The sequence below is a fragment of the Ruegeria sp. CG11 genome (assembly GCF_056537245.1).
Genome location: NZ_JBQFRE010000004.1, coordinates 241,949 through 257,949 on the forward strand (window position 1 = coordinate 241,949; position 16,001 = coordinate 257,949).

Below are 16,001 nucleotides of genomic sequence, written 5' to 3' on the forward strand. Positions count from 1 at the left end.
ACTCACGAGGTTGAGGCCGCGACAAGGACGATCTCGCCCGGCCAATCCGGTTGCAGTTCTTCCGCGGCCCGCCAAGCGCGCAGGCCGGTGGCGCAGCAAAGCGCCAGCCTTTTTCCCTTGTTAGGCTCCATATTGAGCGTGTCCGTTGATACGCGCCGGGCATTGGGATGAATGGAACCGGGTGCCTCATCCACGCTGCGCAACTCGATGATCAGATCGTCCTCGGTCAGTTGATTGACCGACACGAAGGGGAAGTACCGTTCAGGTTCCTGAGCACCGTCAAAACGGAAGGTGGTGCTGCGGAAGGTGCGTGCATCGACCTGTACAATCTGTCCCAGAGGTGAGGGCTGAAGGCCGAGGATCAGGTTCAGCGCCATCTGCGCCTGCATCGCTCCGATCATTCCAACGACCGGACCCAACACCCCAGCGGTTGCGCAGCTAGCGCCGCTGTCAGGTGCGTCCGGGAACACCGCCCGCAGGGAGGGCGCGCTGCCGCAAAAGCCGCCGACGTAGCCCGACATCCCCAGCACGGATGCTGAAATCAGCGGCTTACCCAATTCGAAACAGGTGTCCGACAGGGTATAGCTGGCCGCGTAGCTGTCGGCACAATCTAGGACCAAGTCTGCCTGTTCGACAAACTCAGCCGTATTTTCGTTTGTTAGAGCCTGTTTATTTGCGAAAACCCTGACATCACTATTTAAGCCCCGGCAACGATCCGCCGCGACCTCCGCCTTTGGGCGCCCACAATCTGCCTCAGTAAAAAACGTCTGCCGATGCAGGTTCGACAGGGCAACATGATCGCGGTCCATGATCGTCAACTGCCCCACCCCAGCCCCGGCCAACAGCGGCAGCGCCGGAGCGGCCAGCCCGCCCGCGCCCACCACCAGAACCTTCGCGGCGGACAAGCGGGCCTGCCCCTCTGCACCCACCTCGGGCAGGATCATCTGGCGGGTATAACGGTTCATCGCGTGACCTCGATCCATTCGCACACGCGGGCCTCTGGATTGGTGTTCAGTGTGATGTCGGTGACGGCCGAGACGATATCAGCCCCCGCCTGCAACACGCCCGGCGCGCGTTCAACACTCATCCCGCCAATGCCGACCAGAGGGATATCCCCCACCCGCGCCTTCCATTCGGTGACCCGGGGCAAGCCCTGCTGATGCCACTTCATCTTTTTCAGGATCGTCGGATAGACCGGCCCCAGCGCCACATAGTCCGGGTCCATCGCCAGAACCCGTTCCAATTCATCGTCATCGTGAGTCGAGACCCCCAGTTTCAGCCCCGCCTTGCGGATGGCGTGCAAGTCGGCCTCGTCCAGGTCCTCCTGCCCGAGGTGAATCCAGTCGCACCCCGCCTCAATCGCAGCCTGCCAATAGTCGTTGACGACCAGAACCGCGCCATGCTGGCGGCAGAGGCCACGCGACAGGGCAATCTGTTCGCGCACCACCGCATCGGGCTGATCCTTGATCCGCAACTGCACAAGTTTCACACCCAAAGGCAGCATTCGGCGCAGCCAGTCCGAGTGATCGAAGATCGGGTAGAACCGGTCGAGGGTCATGACAGGAACGCCTTTCCGATCACCGGGGTGGACGCCTCTGCCATATCGCGTGCCTCAATCGGGTCAGCCTGATGGGCCAGTTGTCCAGCTTCAATCGCCAACATCATCGCGCGGGCCATGGCGGCGGGGTCGCCTGCCCGGGCCACGGCGGTGTTCAGCAGAACCGCGTCATACCCCAACTCCATCGCCTGCGCCGCGTGGCTGGGCAGCCCAATGCCCGCGTCAATCACCAACGGTACATCCGGGAATTCGGCCCGCATCGCGCGTAGAGCATATGCGTTGTTCAGTCCGCGCCCCGATCCAATTGGGGCGCCCCAGGGCATCAATACCTCACACCCCGCCGCCAGCAGACGTTCGCCCACGATCAGGTCGTCCGTGGTGTAAGGAAACACCTGAAACCCGTCCTCGGTCAGGATGCGCGCGGCCTCGACCAGCTGAAACACGTCCGGCTGCAGGCTGTCGGTGTGGCCGATCAGTTCCAGCTTGATCCAGCTTGTATCGAACACCTCACGCGCCATGTGGGCGGTGGTCACGGCCTCTTTGACCGTGTGACAACCGGCTGTGTTCGGCAGGACCATCACGCCCAACTCGCGGATCATCTGCCAGAATGTCTGCCCCGCACCAGATTCACGCCGAAGCGACACGGTGGCCACCCCCGCACCGCTGTCCCGAAACGCCTGTTCCAGGATCGCAGGGCTGGGATATTGCGCCGTGCCCAGCATCAGCGGATTGGGCAGAGAGGTGCCGTAGAAAGTCTTCATCTTCAGCCCCCCTGCATCGGCGCGACAACTTCGATCCGGTCGCCGTCGGCCAATGTGTGGGCAATGCGCAAACCCGAAGGCACGAAATCCTCGTTCACGGCCGTCGCTACCCGTCCTGAGAATCCGCATTCGACCAACAGGTCCGAGAGGGTTTGGGCGCGTACTTCGCGCGGTTCACCATTAAGCACGATCTTCATCGACCATCTCCGATTGTTTTTTGTCCAGCGCCAGATCCGCCACGCCCTGCGCCAGCGCCGGGGCCAGCAGATAGCCGTGGCGATAGAGGCCATTGGCATAGATCGTGTGCCCCAGTCGCCGAATACGCGGCAGGTTGTCGGGAAAGGCCGGGCGCAGATCGACGCCAATCTCAAGCACTTCGGCCTCTCCGAACGCGGGGTTCAGCGCATAGGCTGCGCTGAGCAGTTCCAGCATCGAGCGCGCGGTGATGCGGCTGCTGTCTTCGCTTTCGATCATCGTCGCGCCCAGCATGTAGATGCCGTCCCCGCGCGGAACGATGTAGAGCGGCATCCTTGGATGCAGTAGACGCACGGGCCGGGTCAGGGTCACGTCCGGGCAACGGATCACCAACATTTCACCCTTAACGCCGCGCAAATCGTGCAGCACCTCGCGGGCGTGCAATCCGCGACAGTCGATTGCGTTTTCAAGCCGCGATGGGGCGAGTTTGCGATGGAAGTCTACGCCTTGGTCCACCAATTGCTTATGAAGGTCCCGCAAAGCTTGGCGTGGATCCAGATGGGCTTCATTCGTGAAATGGAGACCCTTGGTGAACCCATGAAAATCAGGCTCTAATTCGGCTAAATTGGACTGTTCGACCTCGCAATACCCTTCGGTCCGCCGGGCAAACCGGCGCAGATCGGGCAGGTCGCGCGGGTTGGCCACAACCAGCGTGCCTCGCCGTTCTACCCGAGTGCGCGCTGCCCACCAGTCCAGCGCAATTTGACCCAAGCGCAACACCGGTTCCTCGGCGTTTTCATACTCACACCATGGGGCCAGCATACCGCCCGCCCACCAGGAACACCCATGCGGACCCGGAGGGCCGGCGGGATCGAACACCTGAACCTTGGCACCGCGCGAAACAAGTTCGCTGGCGACGGCCAAACCGGCCACGCCGGACCCTATGACCGACCAGACCGTCACGCGGGCCAAACCCGGTGGAAGTGATGCACCGGTCCGTGCCCCTGCCCGATCATCAAACCGTCCGCCTGAACAATTGCCCCCTGCAGGTAGTCATGCGCCTGTGCGACAGCGTCGTTGAGGCCAAGCCCCTGCGCCAGCCCCGCCGCAATAGCGGACGACAAAGTGCACCCGGTGCCATGCGTGTTCCGCGTCTCGCGTCGGGGGGCGGTGAACTCAGCCACCAGACCAGAGGCATCAACCAGCAGATCATGGCAGACAGTCCCACGGCCATGACCCCCTTTCATCAAAACCGAACCTGCGCCCAACCCGCACAAGGCAAGCCCCTGCGCGATCATTTGGTCGGGGGTTTCAGCTTCGGTAGCTCCTAGCAAACAGGCTGCTTCCGGCAGGTTAGGGGTCAATACGGTGGCGCGAGGCAGAAGGATGTCGCGTAAAGTCAGCACTGCATCCTGCGCCAGCAACGCATCACCGGATTTGGCAATCATCACCGGGTCCAGCACAATCGGGCCATCGAACCCGGCAATGGCATCCGCGACCGCCTGAATAATCTCCGGGGCCGCCAACATCCCGATCTTGATCGCGCCAACATCCAGATCGGTCAGTACCGCCTCGATCTGGGCGGAAACCACATCCAGCGGTATCCCATGCACCGCTGTCACGGCCCGGGTATTCTGCGCCGTCACCGCCGTGATCACACTGGCGCCATATACACCCAAAGCGGACATCGCCTTGAGATCCGCCTGTATCCCGGCCCCACCGCCGCTGTCCGAGCCCGCAATAGTCAGGGCAATATGCGTCATATCGTTGCTCCATCATCAATGGGCAACGCAGCATGGAAAACGTCTGTAGTGTATACGACCGTTCCCTACGCCGGTATTGCCCGGATCAGGTTCGATGGGTTAGCGCATTCACGCCTCTCAGCCCCTTGATCGGGGCACCCCAACGGTTGGGCGGACAATCTCAGGGGTTGGCAGGGGAATCAAGGGCCAATTTTGGCGTAGTCGATGGTCAAACTGGACTTATAGAATGAAAAAGCCGGCATCTGGGGGCCGGCTCAATCTTAGCTTCTTTTGGTAATAAGGCTTTAGCCTTTCATCCCGTCCCAGAAGGACTTAACGGATGAGAAAAAGCTTTTTGATTCCGGGTGGTTATCTTCACCCAAATCATCGAACTCTTTCAGCAGTTCTTTCTGGCGACTGGTCAGGTTGACCGGAGTTTCCACGGCCAGTTCGATGAACATGTCCCCAACGCCACCACCACGCAGGGCAGGCATCCCCTTGCCGCGCAGGCGCATTTGACGGCCTGATTGGCTGCCGGCCGGAATCTGCACACGGCCGCGGCCACCGTCGATGGTCGGCACTTCGATCGAGCCACCCAGCGCCGCTTTGGCCATGCTGACGGGCACGCGGCAATAAAGGTTCACGCTGTCACGTTCGAACAGCCTGTGATCCGACACTTCGACAAAGATATAGAGATCACCCGGAGGGCCACCGCGCATCCCGGCCTCACCCTCACCCGCCAGACGGATGCGGGTTCCGGTTTCGACGCCGGCGGGGATGTTCACGGACAGAGCGCGTTCTTTTTCCACGCGGCCTGCACCACCGCAGGATTTACAGGGGTTCTTGATGATTTGACCCAGACCCGAACAGGTGGGGCAGGTCCGTTCAACGGTAAAGAAACCCTGCTGCGCGCGAACCTTGCCCATGCCTGAGCAAGTCGGACAGGTGGTCGGCTCCACGCCACCTTCGGCACCCGAGCCGTCACAGGCCGAACAGGCCACGGCAGCGGGAACGCTGATGGTTTTCTGCAGACCCGAAAACGCCTCTTCCAGCGACACACGCAGGTTGTAACGCAGGTCCGACCCGCGCGCGGCGCGACGGCCGCCACCGGCACCACCACGCTGGCCGCCCATGAAATCGCCGAACAGATCGTCGAACACATCCGAGAACGCGCTGGAAAAATCGCCCTGACCAAAACCGCCGCCCGGACGGCCACCGCCACCCATGCCGTTTTCAAAAGCGGCATGACCAAAACGATCGTAGGCAGCCTTGCGGTCGGCGTCCTTCAAAACGTCATAGGCTTCGTTCGCTTCCTTGAACTGGGCCTCGGCATCCGGGTTGTCCTTGTTGCGGTCAGGATGCAATTCCTTGGCCTTCTTACGAAAGCCCTTCTTGATCTCGTCCGCCGATGCGCCCTTAGCTACGCCGAGCACATCATAGTAGTCGCGTTTTGACATCAGTGTTTCCTTCTGCCTCAACGTAATCGGGCCGGCCCGGCAACCGGACCGGCCCGCATTGGCCCGGTTACCCGTTAGTTACGCTTGTCGTCGTCCAGATCTTCGAACTCGGCATCGACGATGTCGTCGTCACCGGCCGGAGCGGTATCTGCCGCTGCGGGCTCATCCTCGGCCTCTTCGGCTTGCGCCTTGTAGATGGCCTCACCCAGCTTCATGGCCGCTTCGGTGACGTTCTGGATGCCGGACTTGATCTTGTCGGCATTTTCGGTTTCCAGCTCGTCTTTCAGCGCGGCAATCGCCAGCTCGATGGCTTCGATGGTGGTCGGGTCAACCTTGTCGGCATGTTCTTCCATCGACTTCTCGGTCGAGTGGATGAGGCTTTCCGCCTGGTTCTTGGCGTCGACCAGCTCGCGGCGTTCCTTGTCGGCTTCCGCGTTCTCTTCGGCGTCTTTGACCATCTTTTCGATATCGTCGTCCGACAGACCGCCCGAGGCCTGAATGGTGATCTTCTGCTCTTTTCCGGTGCCTTTGTCCTTGGCCGAAACCGAGACAATGCCGTTGGCGTCGATGTCGAAGGTCACCTCGATCTGAGGCATACCGCGCGGTGCGGGCGGGATATCTTCAAGGTTGAACTGACCTAGGATCTTGTTGTCCGCAGCCATTTCACGCTCACCCTGGAACACGCGGATGGTCACGGCGTTCTGGTTGTCCTCGGCGGTCGAGAAGACTTGGGACTTCTTGGTCGGGATCGTGGTGTTGCGGTCGATCAGGCGGGTGAACACGCCACCCAGGGTTTCGATACCCAGCGACAGCGGGGTCACGTCCAGCAGAACCACGTCTTTGACATCGCCCTGCAGAACACCGGCCTGAATGGCGGCACCCATGGCAACCACTTCGTCCGGGTTCACACCCTTGTGCGGCTCTTTACCGAAGAACTTGGTGACCTCTTCGATCACTTTCGGCATCCGGGTCATACCACCGACCAGAACAACTTCGTCCACGTCAGCAGCCGACAGACCGGCGTCTTTCAGAGCAGCGGCGCAAGGCTTCATCGACTTCTTGATCAGGTCACCAACCAGTGATTCCAGCTTGGCACGGGTCAGTTTCATGACCATGTGCAGCGGCTGACCGTTCGAACCCATTGAGATGAACGGCTGGTTGATTTCGGTCTGCGAGGTCGAGGACAGTTCGATCTTGGCTTTTTCAGCAGCTTCCTTCAGACGCTGTAGGGCCATCTTGTCCTGGCTCAGGTCGACACCGTGTTCTTTTTTGAACTCATCCGCCAGGTAGTTGACGATGCGCATGTCAAAGTCTTCACCACCCAGGAAGGTGTCACCGTTGGTCGATTTGACCTCGAACAGGCCGTCGTCGATTTCCAGAATGGTCACGTCGAAGGTACCACCACCAAGGTCATAAACCGCGATGGTTTGGGTTTCTTCCTTGTCCAGACCATAGGCCAGAGCGGCGGCTGTCGGTTCGTTGATGATTCGCAGCACTTCCAGACCGGCGATTTTACCGGCGTCTTTGGTGGCCTGACGCTGAGCATCGTTGAAATATGCCGGAACGGTGATAACCGCCTGCGTGACTTCCTCACCCAAATAGCTCTCGGCGGTTTCCTTCATCTTGCCCAGAGTGAAGGCCGAGATCTGGCTTGGGGAGTACTTTTCACCGCGGGCTTCAACCCACGCGTCGCCGTTGCCGCCATTGACGATGGCATACGGCACCATTTTCTTGTCTTTTTCGACTTCTGCATCATCCACACGACGACCGATCAGACGCTTGACGCCAAAGATCGTGTTGTCGGGGTTGGTGACCGCCTGACGTTTTGCCGGCTGACCGACCAGTCGCTCATCTTCGGTGAAGGCGACGATCGAGGGCGTGGTCCGCGCCCCTTCGGCGTTCTCGATGACCTTCGGCTGCGAGCCGTCCATGATCGCAACGCACGAGTTGGTGGTTCCGAGGTCAATCCCGATTACTTTTCCCATATGTTCAATCCCTTTCTCTTCAAGGCGATGTCCGAGGTCCGGACCCGTTATGGCACCCGGCCCCGATCTGATATGCGCGAACGGCCCTACACCATCGCGCGTCCCGGCGTATATAAGGGCGGGATCAGAGGCCTGCAAGCGTTGTAAAAGGCAGGTTTTCGGGAATCTGCGGCCTTTTTCGCAAGGTTTTGGCAAGGATTGGGGAATCTTGAATGGCGCGACTGCTTTTGCGAGGTTTTGATATCAGAAAAGGCTATCTGGATAGCGCAGCTCAGACACAGCTGATCGAGGTGCTGCGTCCGATTCTGAAATCGGCCCCCTTGTTCCGACCGGTGACGCCATCGGGCAAGGAGATGTCGGTGCGCATGACCTCGGCCGGGTCGCTGGGTTGGGTGACGGACAAGGCCGGGTACAGGTACCAGCCACAGCATCCCAAGGGGGCGGGCTGGCCCGCAATCCCCGGTCCCATCCTTGATATCTGGCGCGAACTGGCCAGCCCCGAATGTGATCCTGATTGCTGCCTGATCAACTATTACGGCGAAGGCGCCCGGATGGGTCTACATCAGGACAAGGACGAGGCCGACTTTTCCTGGCCCGTATTATCGATCTCATTGGGGGATGACGCCCTGTTTCGCATCGGCAACCAAACCCGAGGCGGCAAGACCGAGTCGATCTGGCTGAACTCTGGCGATGTGGTGATCATGGGCGGCCCCGCCCGGCTGACCTATCACGGGATCGACCGTATCCGGTTCGGGTCCTCGAAACTATTACCCAAGGGCGGCCGGATCAACCTGACCCTGCGCGTGGCCAGTTAGCGGCGCGCGTCCCAGCTTTGCGACACGTGCTCGCGCGAGAAAAAGATCCCCAGGAGCCCAATCAGCAGCAATGCCAGTCCCACCCAAAGCGCGTATTCCCAACTGGTATTGCGCGGATAGTAATTGCGGAAGACGAACCCCCGGCACTGGTCGATGATATGGAACAGCGGGTTCCACGCAAACATGGCCAGCGTGGCGCCGCCGAGCGCGTTTGCCACAAACATCTTTCCCGAAAAGATCATGTTCAGACGGCGGTAGATGTTTTTCAGGATCGTGGAAACGGTCGGAAACCATGGTTTCAGGGCCATGAACACCACGCCCACGGAACACCCGGTGAACCACGCCAGCATCAACATGCCAAACGCACCGCCGGGGTCCTGAATCTCGATCGGAGCGACCGCGACGCTGTAGAGGAACAGGATGACGATGATCGTGACAATCTGCGTATAAAGCGTGCCAAATGCGGTCGCCAGCAGCATGACCATCATATTCATCGGCGAATGCAGCATCATCGGGTTGCCCCCGGTGCTGACGCCCGCCACCGAACTGACCGCCCTCAAATGAGTTACGAACAAAAACACGCCAGACAGCACGTACAGGATGAACTCACCTCGGATTTTGGCAATTCGCGGACCCAGAAAGGACATGATCGTGTAAAATACCGCGACCAGCGCCAGGACCTGCAGGATATTGACAATGATAGCCAGCACCGCGTTGCTGTGCTGTGACCGGACACTGCGCACAACGGCATGGAAAATAAGCTCGGCGGTTGTGAACGCGCCGCCCAGTAGTGTCTGGTTTCGCTTGAAATAATACACTCGAAGCGTCTTTCCCGTTTTTTCGCCTGCAATCTGCCACGAATTTCTTGCCGATCCGTAACCGGCACATCATAAGGCCGTCAGGATATTCGATCAACAAATCACAGGAACGGAGCATTTTTGTGACCTACGACGCCCTCATCCCCGTCATTCGACGTCTGGCCCTGGAAGCGGGCGACAAAATCATGGAGATTTACAATTCGGATGATTTCGACGTCAAAGTCAAATCAGATGCCAGCCCCGTGACCGAAGCGGACGAGGCCGCCGATGCCCTGATCTCGGCCGGTCTGCGCGAGGCATTCCCCGATATCCTTCTGGTGACCGAGGAGCAGGCCGCCTCGCATTCGGAAAAAGGCGACACGTTCCTGATCGTCGATCCGCTGGACGGGACCAAGGAATTCATCAACCGCCGCGGCGATTTCACCGTGAACATCGCGCTGGTGGAAAACGGCGTGCCAACCCGTGGCGTTGTCTATGCCCCCGCCAAGGGGCGCATGTTCTACACGCAGACCGATGGTCAATCGGTCGAGGAGACCGGCGCACTGGACAAGGCGCAGGCGGGGGATTTGACACCGATTTCAGTGTCTAAACCGGACAATTCCGCACTTTTGATCGTGGCGTCGAAATCGCACCGGGATCAGGCGACCGAGGATTACATCAACAAGTATCAGGTGCAGGACAGCAAGAGCGCGGGCTCATCGCTGAAGTTTTGCCTGGTCGCCACCGGTGAGGCGGATCTGTATCCCCGCGTCGGTCGCACGATGGAATGGGACACCGCCGCAGGCCACGCCGTTCTGGCGGGTGCCGGCGGCAAGGTGGTCCGTTTCGACAACCACGAACCGCTGACCTATGGCAAGGACGGCTATGCAAACCCGTTCTTCATCGCCTACGCTCCGGGTGTTGAACTGAAGGAGGCCTGATGTCCGTTCTGATCGCCATTCCCGCCCGTTACGCCTCGACCCGCTATCCGGGCAAACCGTTGGTGCCGCTGACTGGCGCCAGTGGCAACGCGATGACCCTGATCGAACGATCGTGGCGCGCGGCCTGTTCGGTCTCGGGCGTCGATAAGGTGGTTGTCGCCACTGATGACGACCGCATCCGCGAGGTCGCCGAAGGCTTTGGAGCCGAGGTTGTGATGACCTCGGAAACCTGCGGCAATGGCACCGAACGCTGCACCGAAGCCCATGAGGCGCTGGGCGCAGGGTATGACATCGTCGTCAACTTGCAGGGCGACGCGCCTCTGACCCCGCATTGGTTTGTCGAAGACCTGATCGCCGGTCTGCGCGCCGCGCCCGAGGCCGGTGTCGCCACGCCGGTTCTGCGCTGCGATGGCAACGCCCTGAACAGCCTGCTGAACGACCGCAAGAACGGGCGCGTCGGCGGCACCACGGCCGTCTTTGCCGCTGATCACAGCGCCATGTATTTCTCGAAAGAGGTCGTGCCCTATACCGCCAAAACCTATTCCGGAGACGACGCGACCCCGGTCTTCCACCATGTCGGCGTCTATGCCTATCGACCCGACGCGCTGGCCGCCTATTCCACCTGGCCGGTTGGCCCGCTGGAGAAACTGGAAGGGCTGGAACAGCTGCGCTTCATGGAGAACGGTCGCAAGGTTCTGTGCGTCGAGGTCGAGGCCAAAGGCCGCCAATTCTGGGAGCTGAACAATCCGCAGGACGTTCCCAAGCTGGAAGAAATGATGATGGCGATGGGGTTGGATTGATTTTCTGCCCCGCGCCACTTGCCTGCATTTCGGCATGGTGATGCGCACCATTTTTATTTGGAAGAATAGATGACTAACATTCTTGTAACCGGCGGTGCCGGATATATCGGGTCGCACGCCTGCAAGGCGCTGGCGCAAGCAGGCTATACGCCGGTGACTTATGACAACCTGATCACTGGCTGGCAGGACGCGGTGAAATTTGGCCCGTTCGAACAGGGCGACCTGCTGGACCGCGCTCGGCTGGATGAGGTCTTTGCCAAATACAAACCCACCGCCGTGATGCACTTTGCCGCCCTCAGCCAGGTGGGTGAAGCGATGTCCGAGCCCGGTAGATACTGGACCAACAACGTCACCGGATCGCTGTCCCTGATTGAGGCCGCCGTCTCCGCTGGCTGCCTGAACTTCGTGTTCTCATCGACCTGTGCCACCTATGGCGAGCATGACAACGTGGTGCTGGACGAAGACACACCGCAAGAGCCGCTTAACGCCTACGGGGCGTCGAAACGCGCCATCGAGGATATCCTGCGCGATTTTCAGGCCGCGCATGGGCTGAACCACGTCATCTTCCGCTACTTCAACGTCGCTGGGGCCGATCCGGATAGCGAAGTGGGCGAGTTCCACCGCCCCGAGACCCATCTGATCCCGCTGATGCTGGACGCTATCGATGGCAAGCGCGAGGGGCTGACCGTGTTCGGCACCGACTATGACACGCCCGACGGCACCTGCATCCGTGACTACGTGCACGTTTGCGATCTGGTCGATGCGCATGTGCTGGGTCTGAACTGGCTGGAACAAGGCAAGGGCAGCCGGGTGTTCAACCTGGGCACCGGCTCGGGCTTTTCGGTGATGGAGGTGATCGGCCATTCCAAAGCGGTCACCAACCGCGAAGTACCCTATTCCATCGGCCCGCGCCGCGCCGGGGATTGCACCAAGCTGGTTTCGGGCTCGGTCCGTGCCGGGGACGAGTTGGGCTGGACCCCGGAAAGGTCTACGCTTGAGACGATGATCGGCGATGCCTGGCGCTGGCACCAGAACGGCAATTACGAGAAGTGAGCCTCAGATGATGCACACCGCAACCGATACGCTTCCCCCCATCGGATGGGTGCAGCAGTACCGGTTGCGGCTGAAACGACGGCGGTTGCTGTGGCGATCCTTTCGCAGCCGCCACCAACTGACTTGCCTTCAGAATCAGACTGCGCAGATCAGGCCCGGCGCCATTCTGGCCTTCACCACGCTGCGCAACGAAATCACCCGTCTGCCATGGTTCTTCCGCCATTACCGCGCGCTGGGTGTTGATCACTTTCTGATCGTGGACAATGGCAGCGACGACGGCTCGGTCGAATTTCTGCATGATCAGCCGAATGTGTCGCTGTGGCAGACCCCTGCCAGCTATCGTGCCGCGCGCTACGGGCTGGATTGGCTGACCTGGCTGCAAATGCGTTATGGGCACGACCATTGGACCCTGATGGCGGATGCCGATGAGCTGCTGATCTATCCCGAGTACGATAGAAAATCCCTGCAAGACCTGACCGCAGAGCTGGACCAGAAAGGCCGCATCGGTTTTGGCGCGCTAATGCTGGACCTCTATCCCAAAGGGCCGCTGGACGCGCAAATCTACGACCCCGAGACCGACCCAACCGAGGTTCTGAACTGGTTCGATCCCGGCCCGTTTCGGTTGCAGCGGCAAAGCCCGCTGGGCAACCTGTGGGTTCAGGGCGGCGTACGGGAACGTATGTTCTTTTCCGATCGGCCGCGTCATTCTCCGACGCTGAACAAAATCCCTCTGGTCCGGTGGTCGCGGCGTTATGCCTTTGTAAACTCGTGCCATTCCGCTCTGCCCCGGAACCTGAACGCAACCTATGACGGGCCGGACGGCACGATCCCTGCAGGGGTATTGCTACACACCAAGTTCCTGCCCGAAGTGGTCGGCAAATCAAAAATCGAGAAAGCGCGGCGCCAGCATTTCCACGATCCCGACCAGTTTGCGACCTACTATGATTCAATCGCGGACGGACCCGATATGTGGACGCCCCAGTCGGTCCGTTATGAGGGCTGGGAAAAGTTGCAGCGCTTGGGCCTGATGGGGAAAGTTTGCTGAAAAGCCGCATATGTGACTAACGACTTTTAAAGGCGTTGCCATGAAAGATGCAAAGGTGGCATAAATCGGCAATTGCCCGGCACCACTCTGGACCATCCAGGCCCCGGGTATGCTCGCGTAACAAAAAGGGCAGAGCAACCGCGTGAGCCTGTTGGATTCATACCGGATGAGGTTACGGCGCAAGCGCCGCCTTGCGCGTTGCCTTCTGAAACGGCGGCAACTGAAGCCGGTGACCGACAAAACCGCCAACATCCGACGCGACGACGTATTGTTGATGAGCGTGCTGCGGAACGAGAAAATCCGCCTGCCCTATTTCATGGACTATTACCGCAAGCTGGGCATCAACCATTTCCTGTTCGTCGACAATGACAGCGATGACGGCTCGCGCGAGTATCTGGCCAGCCAGCCCGACGCTTCGGTCTGGCACGCGCAGGCCAGCTACAAACGGGCTTCATTCGGGCTGGACTGGTCGAACTACCTGCTGCGCAAATACGCGCACGGGCATTGGGTTCTGACCGTCGATCCGGACGAGTTCTTCATTTACCCGTTCTGTGACACCCGCCCGATCCGCGCCCTGACCGACTGGCTGGACGGCTGCGCGGTGCGCAGTTTCGGCACCATGCTGATCGACATGTACCCGCAGGGACCGGTGGATGCGGAACCCTATCGCGAGGGGCAGGACCCGTTTCAGATCGCCCGCTGGTTCGATTCCGGCAACTATATGATCACGAAGAACCCGGATTACGGGAACCTTTGGATTCAGGGCGGCCCGCGCGCACGGGTGTTTTTCCGCGATACACCCGCCAAGGCACCAGCCCTGAACAAGATCCCTCTGGTCAAATGGGACCGGCGTTATGTCTATGTCAGTTCGACCCATTCGCTGCTGCCGCGCGGGCTGAACCAAGTCTATGACGAATGGGGCGGAGAAAAGACCAGCGGCGCGTTGCTGCATGCCAAGCTGATCAGCACGCTGGGCGAAAAAGCCCGGGAGGAGATGCTGCGCCGCCAACACTTCCGCCGCTCGGGCGAATACCGCGCTTATGCCGAGGGGTTGGAGGACAAGCCGGTATTCTGGTGCGACCAGTCCGAAAAGCTCATCAACTGGCGGCAGCTTGAGATTCTGGGCCTGATGTCGAAAGGAAACTGGGCATGAGCCGTCTGGGCGTCGTCATGCTGGTCCACACGGCGCTGCACCGGGCCGAACAGGTGGCACGCCACTGGACCGCCGCAGGGTGCCCGGTGGTGATCCATGTGGACCGCAAAGTGCCCGTTCGGGCCTATTCCGAATTCGTCACCTCTTGCGCCAACGACCCGCTGATCCGGTTTTCCGACCGCCATGTCTGCGAATGGGGCGGATGGGGCATCGTTGCGGCCTCGCAATCCGCAGCGGAACTGATGCTGAACGTCTTTCCGGATGTGCATCATGTCTACCTTTCCTCGGGCGCCTGCCTGCCGTTGCGGCCGGTGGAAGAGCTGATCGACTATCTCGCGGACCGGCCCCGCGTCGATTTCATCGAAAGCGCCACCACCGCCGATGTCAGCTGGACCATTGGCGGGCTGGATCAGGAACGGTTCACCCTGCGGTTCCCGTTTTCCTGGCGCAAGAACCGCAAACTGTTCGATGCTTATGTAAAGCTGCAACGCGCCACCGGTTTGCGCCGCAAGATCCCCGACGGGTTGGTGCCACATATGGGCAGCCAGTGGTGGTGCCTGACCCGCCAGACCCTCTCGGCCATTCTGCAGGACCCTAGGCGCCAGACCTATGATCGCTATTTCCGGCGTGTCTGGATCCCGGATGAAAGTTATTTCCAGACGCTGGCACGGCTCTACTCCACCCATATCGAAAGCCGATCCCTGACCCTGTCCAAATTCGACTATCAGGGGCGTCCGCATATCTTCTATGACGACCATCTGCAGCTGCTGCGGCGGTCCGACTGTTTCGTGGCGCGAAAAATCTGGCCGAGCGCAGATCGGCTGTATCAATCCTTTCTGACCGATCAGAACAGCGCCATGCGACCGGCCGAACCCAACCCGGGCAAGATCGACCGTGTTTTCTCGAAAGCGGTCGAGCGTCGGACCCGCGGGCGCGACGGGCTGTACATGCAAAGCCGCTTTCCCCGCCACGGCAGTGAAAACGGGCTGACCTCATTCCCCTATTCAGTGTTTCAGGGCTTTGCCGAACTGTTCGAAGGGTTCGAACCCTGGCTGGCGGAAGCCACCGGCGCGCGGGTACATGGGCATCTGTTCGGACCCGAACGTGCCGAGTTTGCCGGCGGCGCAACAATCACCAACGGGGCCCTCAGCGATTGCGCCGTTCTGCGGGATTACAATCCGACGGCTTTTGTCTCGAACCTGATCTGGAACACCCGGGGCGAGCGGCAGTGCTTTCAGTTCGGTCCCGCAGACACCCAGCAGATAAACTGGTTTCTGGCTCGGGACAGGAACGCACAAATCTCGGTCATCACCGGGGCCTGGGCGATTCCGCTGTTTCGGTCGAACAAGAACTTCGCCGACATCCGAAATGAGGCCGCGCGCCTGCAACAGATCGAGACCAAACAGCTTGAGGTTCTGAACTCGGTCTGGACCAAGGCGCGGGTGCGCACCTGGTCGCTGGCGGAATTCGTGGAATCTCCGATGGAGCCCCTGCAGACGGTCATTGCAGAGATCGGCCCCTCTCGGGCCAGCCACCTGACGGAGGCCCCGTTGATGGTGGATCTATCGGGGTTCGGGAAGTTCCTGCAAAACCTCAAGAACCAAGGCATGCACCCGTATTTAATGGGCGATTTCCCAACCGATGACGTCTTCGGCACCCGCGCCCGGCCGTTCAAGAAACCCTATTTGGTGCAATAGCC

General features: G+C 60.2%; 16 protein-coding genes and 1 riboswitch. Of the genes, 7 read left to right on the top strand and 9 right to left on the bottom strand.

Annotated elements, in window-relative coordinates; all coding sequences use genetic code 11:
- Window positions 1-2 precede the first annotated feature (2 nt).
- The 8 genes from ACR0KW_RS12530 to dnaK form a co-directional block, all read right to left on the bottom strand.
- The gene (locus ACR0KW_RS12530) at window positions 3-965 is read right to left on the bottom strand and encodes a ThiF family adenylyltransferase (protein ID WP_480805282.1); all 963 of its coding nucleotides are present in this window, start codon (window positions 963-965) and stop codon (window positions 3-5) included.
- Window positions 962-1,558, bottom strand: a complete 597-nt coding sequence (locus ACR0KW_RS12535; RefSeq protein ID WP_480805283.1) for a thiamine phosphate synthase — start codon at window positions 1,556-1,558, stop codon at window positions 962-964. The genes ACR0KW_RS12530 and ACR0KW_RS12535 overlap by 4 nt, the downstream gene beginning before the upstream one ends.
- Window positions 1,555-2,319: a thiazole synthase gene (locus ACR0KW_RS12540; RefSeq protein ID WP_480805284.1), complete on the bottom strand. Its 765-nt coding sequence runs from the start codon at window positions 2,317-2,319 to the stop codon at window positions 1,555-1,557. Before ACR0KW_RS12540 ends, ACR0KW_RS12535 begins: the two co-directional genes overlap by 4 nt.
- A 2-nt stretch (window positions 2,320-2,321) precedes the next feature.
- Window positions 2,322-2,516: a sulfur carrier protein ThiS gene (gene thiS, locus ACR0KW_RS12545; RefSeq protein WP_480805285.1), complete on the bottom strand. Its 195-nt coding sequence runs from the start codon at window positions 2,514-2,516 to the stop codon at window positions 2,322-2,324.
- Window positions 2,500-3,477: an FAD-dependent oxidoreductase gene (locus ACR0KW_RS12550; RefSeq protein ID WP_480805286.1), complete on the bottom strand. Its 978-nt coding sequence runs from the start codon at window positions 3,475-3,477 to the stop codon at window positions 2,500-2,502. Before ACR0KW_RS12550 ends, thiS begins: the two co-directional genes overlap by 17 nt.
- The gene (thiD, locus tag ACR0KW_RS12555; RefSeq protein WP_480805287.1) at window positions 3,474-4,277 is read right to left on the bottom strand and encodes a bifunctional hydroxymethylpyrimidine kinase/phosphomethylpyrimidine kinase; all 804 of its coding nucleotides are present in this window, start codon (window positions 4,275-4,277) and stop codon (window positions 3,474-3,476) included. The genes ACR0KW_RS12550 and thiD overlap by 4 nt, the downstream gene beginning before the upstream one ends.
- Before the next feature lie 45 nt (window positions 4,278-4,322).
- Window positions 4,323-4,429, bottom strand: a riboswitch (TPP riboswitch).
- A 132-nt stretch (window positions 4,430-4,561) separates the two neighbouring features.
- On the bottom strand, window positions 4,562-5,713 hold the full coding sequence (gene dnaJ, locus ACR0KW_RS12560) for a molecular chaperone DnaJ (RefSeq protein WP_480805288.1): 1,152 nt from the start codon (window positions 5,711-5,713) through the stop codon (window positions 4,562-4,564).
- Window positions 5,714-5,787: 74 nt separating this feature from the next.
- Window positions 5,788-7,698: a molecular chaperone DnaK gene (gene dnaK / locus ACR0KW_RS12565; RefSeq protein ID WP_480805289.1), complete on the bottom strand. Its 1,911-nt coding sequence runs from the start codon at window positions 7,696-7,698 to the stop codon at window positions 5,788-5,790.
- A gap of 212 nt (window positions 7,699-7,910) precedes the next feature.
- Between dnaK and ACR0KW_RS12570 the strand changes: the two genes are divergently transcribed.
- On the top strand, window positions 7,911-8,513 hold the full coding sequence (locus tag ACR0KW_RS12570; protein ID WP_480805290.1) for an alpha-ketoglutarate-dependent dioxygenase AlkB family protein: 603 nt from the start codon (window positions 7,911-7,913) through the stop codon (window positions 8,511-8,513).
- Here ACR0KW_RS12570 and ACR0KW_RS12575 read toward each other — a convergent pair.
- Window positions 8,510-9,331, bottom strand: a complete 822-nt coding sequence (locus ACR0KW_RS12575; RefSeq protein ID WP_480805291.1) for an ABC transporter permease — start codon at window positions 9,329-9,331, stop codon at window positions 8,510-8,512. The genes ACR0KW_RS12570 and ACR0KW_RS12575 overlap by 4 nt on opposite strands.
- A gap of 122 nt (window positions 9,332-9,453) precedes the next feature.
- Between ACR0KW_RS12575 and cysQ the strand changes: the two genes are divergently transcribed.
- The 6 genes from cysQ to ACR0KW_RS12605 all read left to right on the top strand — a co-directional run bounded on the left by cysQ (window position 9,454) and on the right by ACR0KW_RS12605 (window position 15,999).
- A complete protein-coding gene (gene cysQ / locus ACR0KW_RS12580) occupies window positions 9,454-10,251 on the top strand; it encodes a 3'(2'),5'-bisphosphate nucleotidase CysQ (RefSeq protein WP_480805292.1) in 798 nt (265 codons plus the stop codon).
- Complete coding sequence (locus ACR0KW_RS12585) at window positions 10,251-11,051, top strand: 3-deoxy-manno-octulosonate cytidylyltransferase (RefSeq protein WP_480805293.1); 801 nt, start codon at window positions 10,251-10,253, stop codon at window positions 11,049-11,051. Before cysQ ends, ACR0KW_RS12585 begins: the two co-directional genes overlap by 1 nt.
- A gap of 69 nt (window positions 11,052-11,120) precedes the next feature.
- The gene (gene galE / locus ACR0KW_RS12590) at window positions 11,121-12,104 is read left to right on the top strand and encodes a UDP-glucose 4-epimerase GalE (protein WP_480805294.1); all 984 of its coding nucleotides are present in this window, start codon (window positions 11,121-11,123) and stop codon (window positions 12,102-12,104) included.
- Window positions 12,105-12,111: 7 nt separating this feature from the next.
- Window positions 12,112-13,149 carry a glycosyltransferase family 2 protein gene (locus tag ACR0KW_RS12595; protein ID WP_480805295.1) on the top strand — a complete coding sequence of 346 codons (1,038 nt, stop codon included), beginning with the start codon at window positions 12,112-12,114 and terminating at the stop codon, window positions 13,147-13,149.
- Between the two features lie 166 nt (window positions 13,150-13,315).
- Window positions 13,316-14,302 carry a glycosyltransferase family 2 protein gene (locus tag ACR0KW_RS12600; RefSeq protein WP_480805368.1) on the top strand — a complete coding sequence of 329 codons (987 nt, stop codon included), beginning with the start codon at window positions 13,316-13,318 and terminating at the stop codon, window positions 14,300-14,302.
- Window positions 14,299-15,999, top strand: coding sequence for a DUF5927 domain-containing protein (locus ACR0KW_RS12605; RefSeq protein ID WP_480805296.1), 1,701 nt, complete (start codon window positions 14,299-14,301; stop codon window positions 15,997-15,999). The genes ACR0KW_RS12600 and ACR0KW_RS12605 overlap by 4 nt, the downstream gene beginning before the upstream one ends.
- The last annotated feature ends 2 nt before the right edge of the window (window positions 16,000-16,001 follow it).

Coding starts and splice junctions, on each gene's coding strand:
- dnaJ (WP_480805288.1), bottom strand. CDS start 5,713: ATGTCAAAACGCGACTACTATGATGTGCTCGGCGTAGCTAAGGGCGCA.
- ACR0KW_RS12530 (WP_480805282.1), bottom strand. CDS start 965: ATGAACCGTTATACCCGCCAGATGATCCTGCCCGAGGTGGGTGCAGAG.
- ACR0KW_RS12570 (WP_480805290.1), top strand. CDS start 7,911: ATGGCGCGACTGCTTTTGCGAGGTTTTGATATCAGAAAAGGCTATCTG.
- dnaK (WP_480805289.1), bottom strand. CDS start 7,698: ATGGGAAAAGTAATCGGGATTGACCTCGGAACCACCAACTCGTGCGTT.
- galE (WP_480805294.1), top strand. CDS start 11,121: ATGACTAACATTCTTGTAACCGGCGGTGCCGGATATATCGGGTCGCAC.
- ACR0KW_RS12595 (WP_480805295.1), top strand. CDS start 12,112: ATGATGCACACCGCAACCGATACGCTTCCCCCCATCGGATGGGTGCAG.
- ACR0KW_RS12605 (WP_480805296.1), top strand. CDS start 14,299: ATGAGCCGTCTGGGCGTCGTCATGCTGGTCCACACGGCGCTGCACCGG.
- ACR0KW_RS12535 (WP_480805283.1), bottom strand. CDS start 1,558: ATGACCCTCGACCGGTTCTACCCGATCTTCGATCACTCGGACTGGCTG.
- thiS (WP_480805285.1), bottom strand. CDS start 2,516: ATGAAGATCGTGCTTAATGGTGAACCGCGCGAAGTACGCGCCCAAACC.
- ACR0KW_RS12585 (WP_480805293.1), top strand. CDS start 10,251: ATGTCCGTTCTGATCGCCATTCCCGCCCGTTACGCCTCGACCCGCTAT.
- thiD (WP_480805287.1), bottom strand. CDS start 4,277: ATGACGCATATTGCCCTGACTATTGCGGGCTCGGACAGCGGCGGTGGG.
- ACR0KW_RS12540 (WP_480805284.1), bottom strand. CDS start 2,319: ATGAAGACTTTCTACGGCACCTCTCTGCCCAATCCGCTGATGCTGGGC.
- ACR0KW_RS12600 (WP_480805368.1), top strand. CDS start 13,316: ATGAGGTTACGGCGCAAGCGCCGCCTTGCGCGTTGCCTTCTGAAACGG.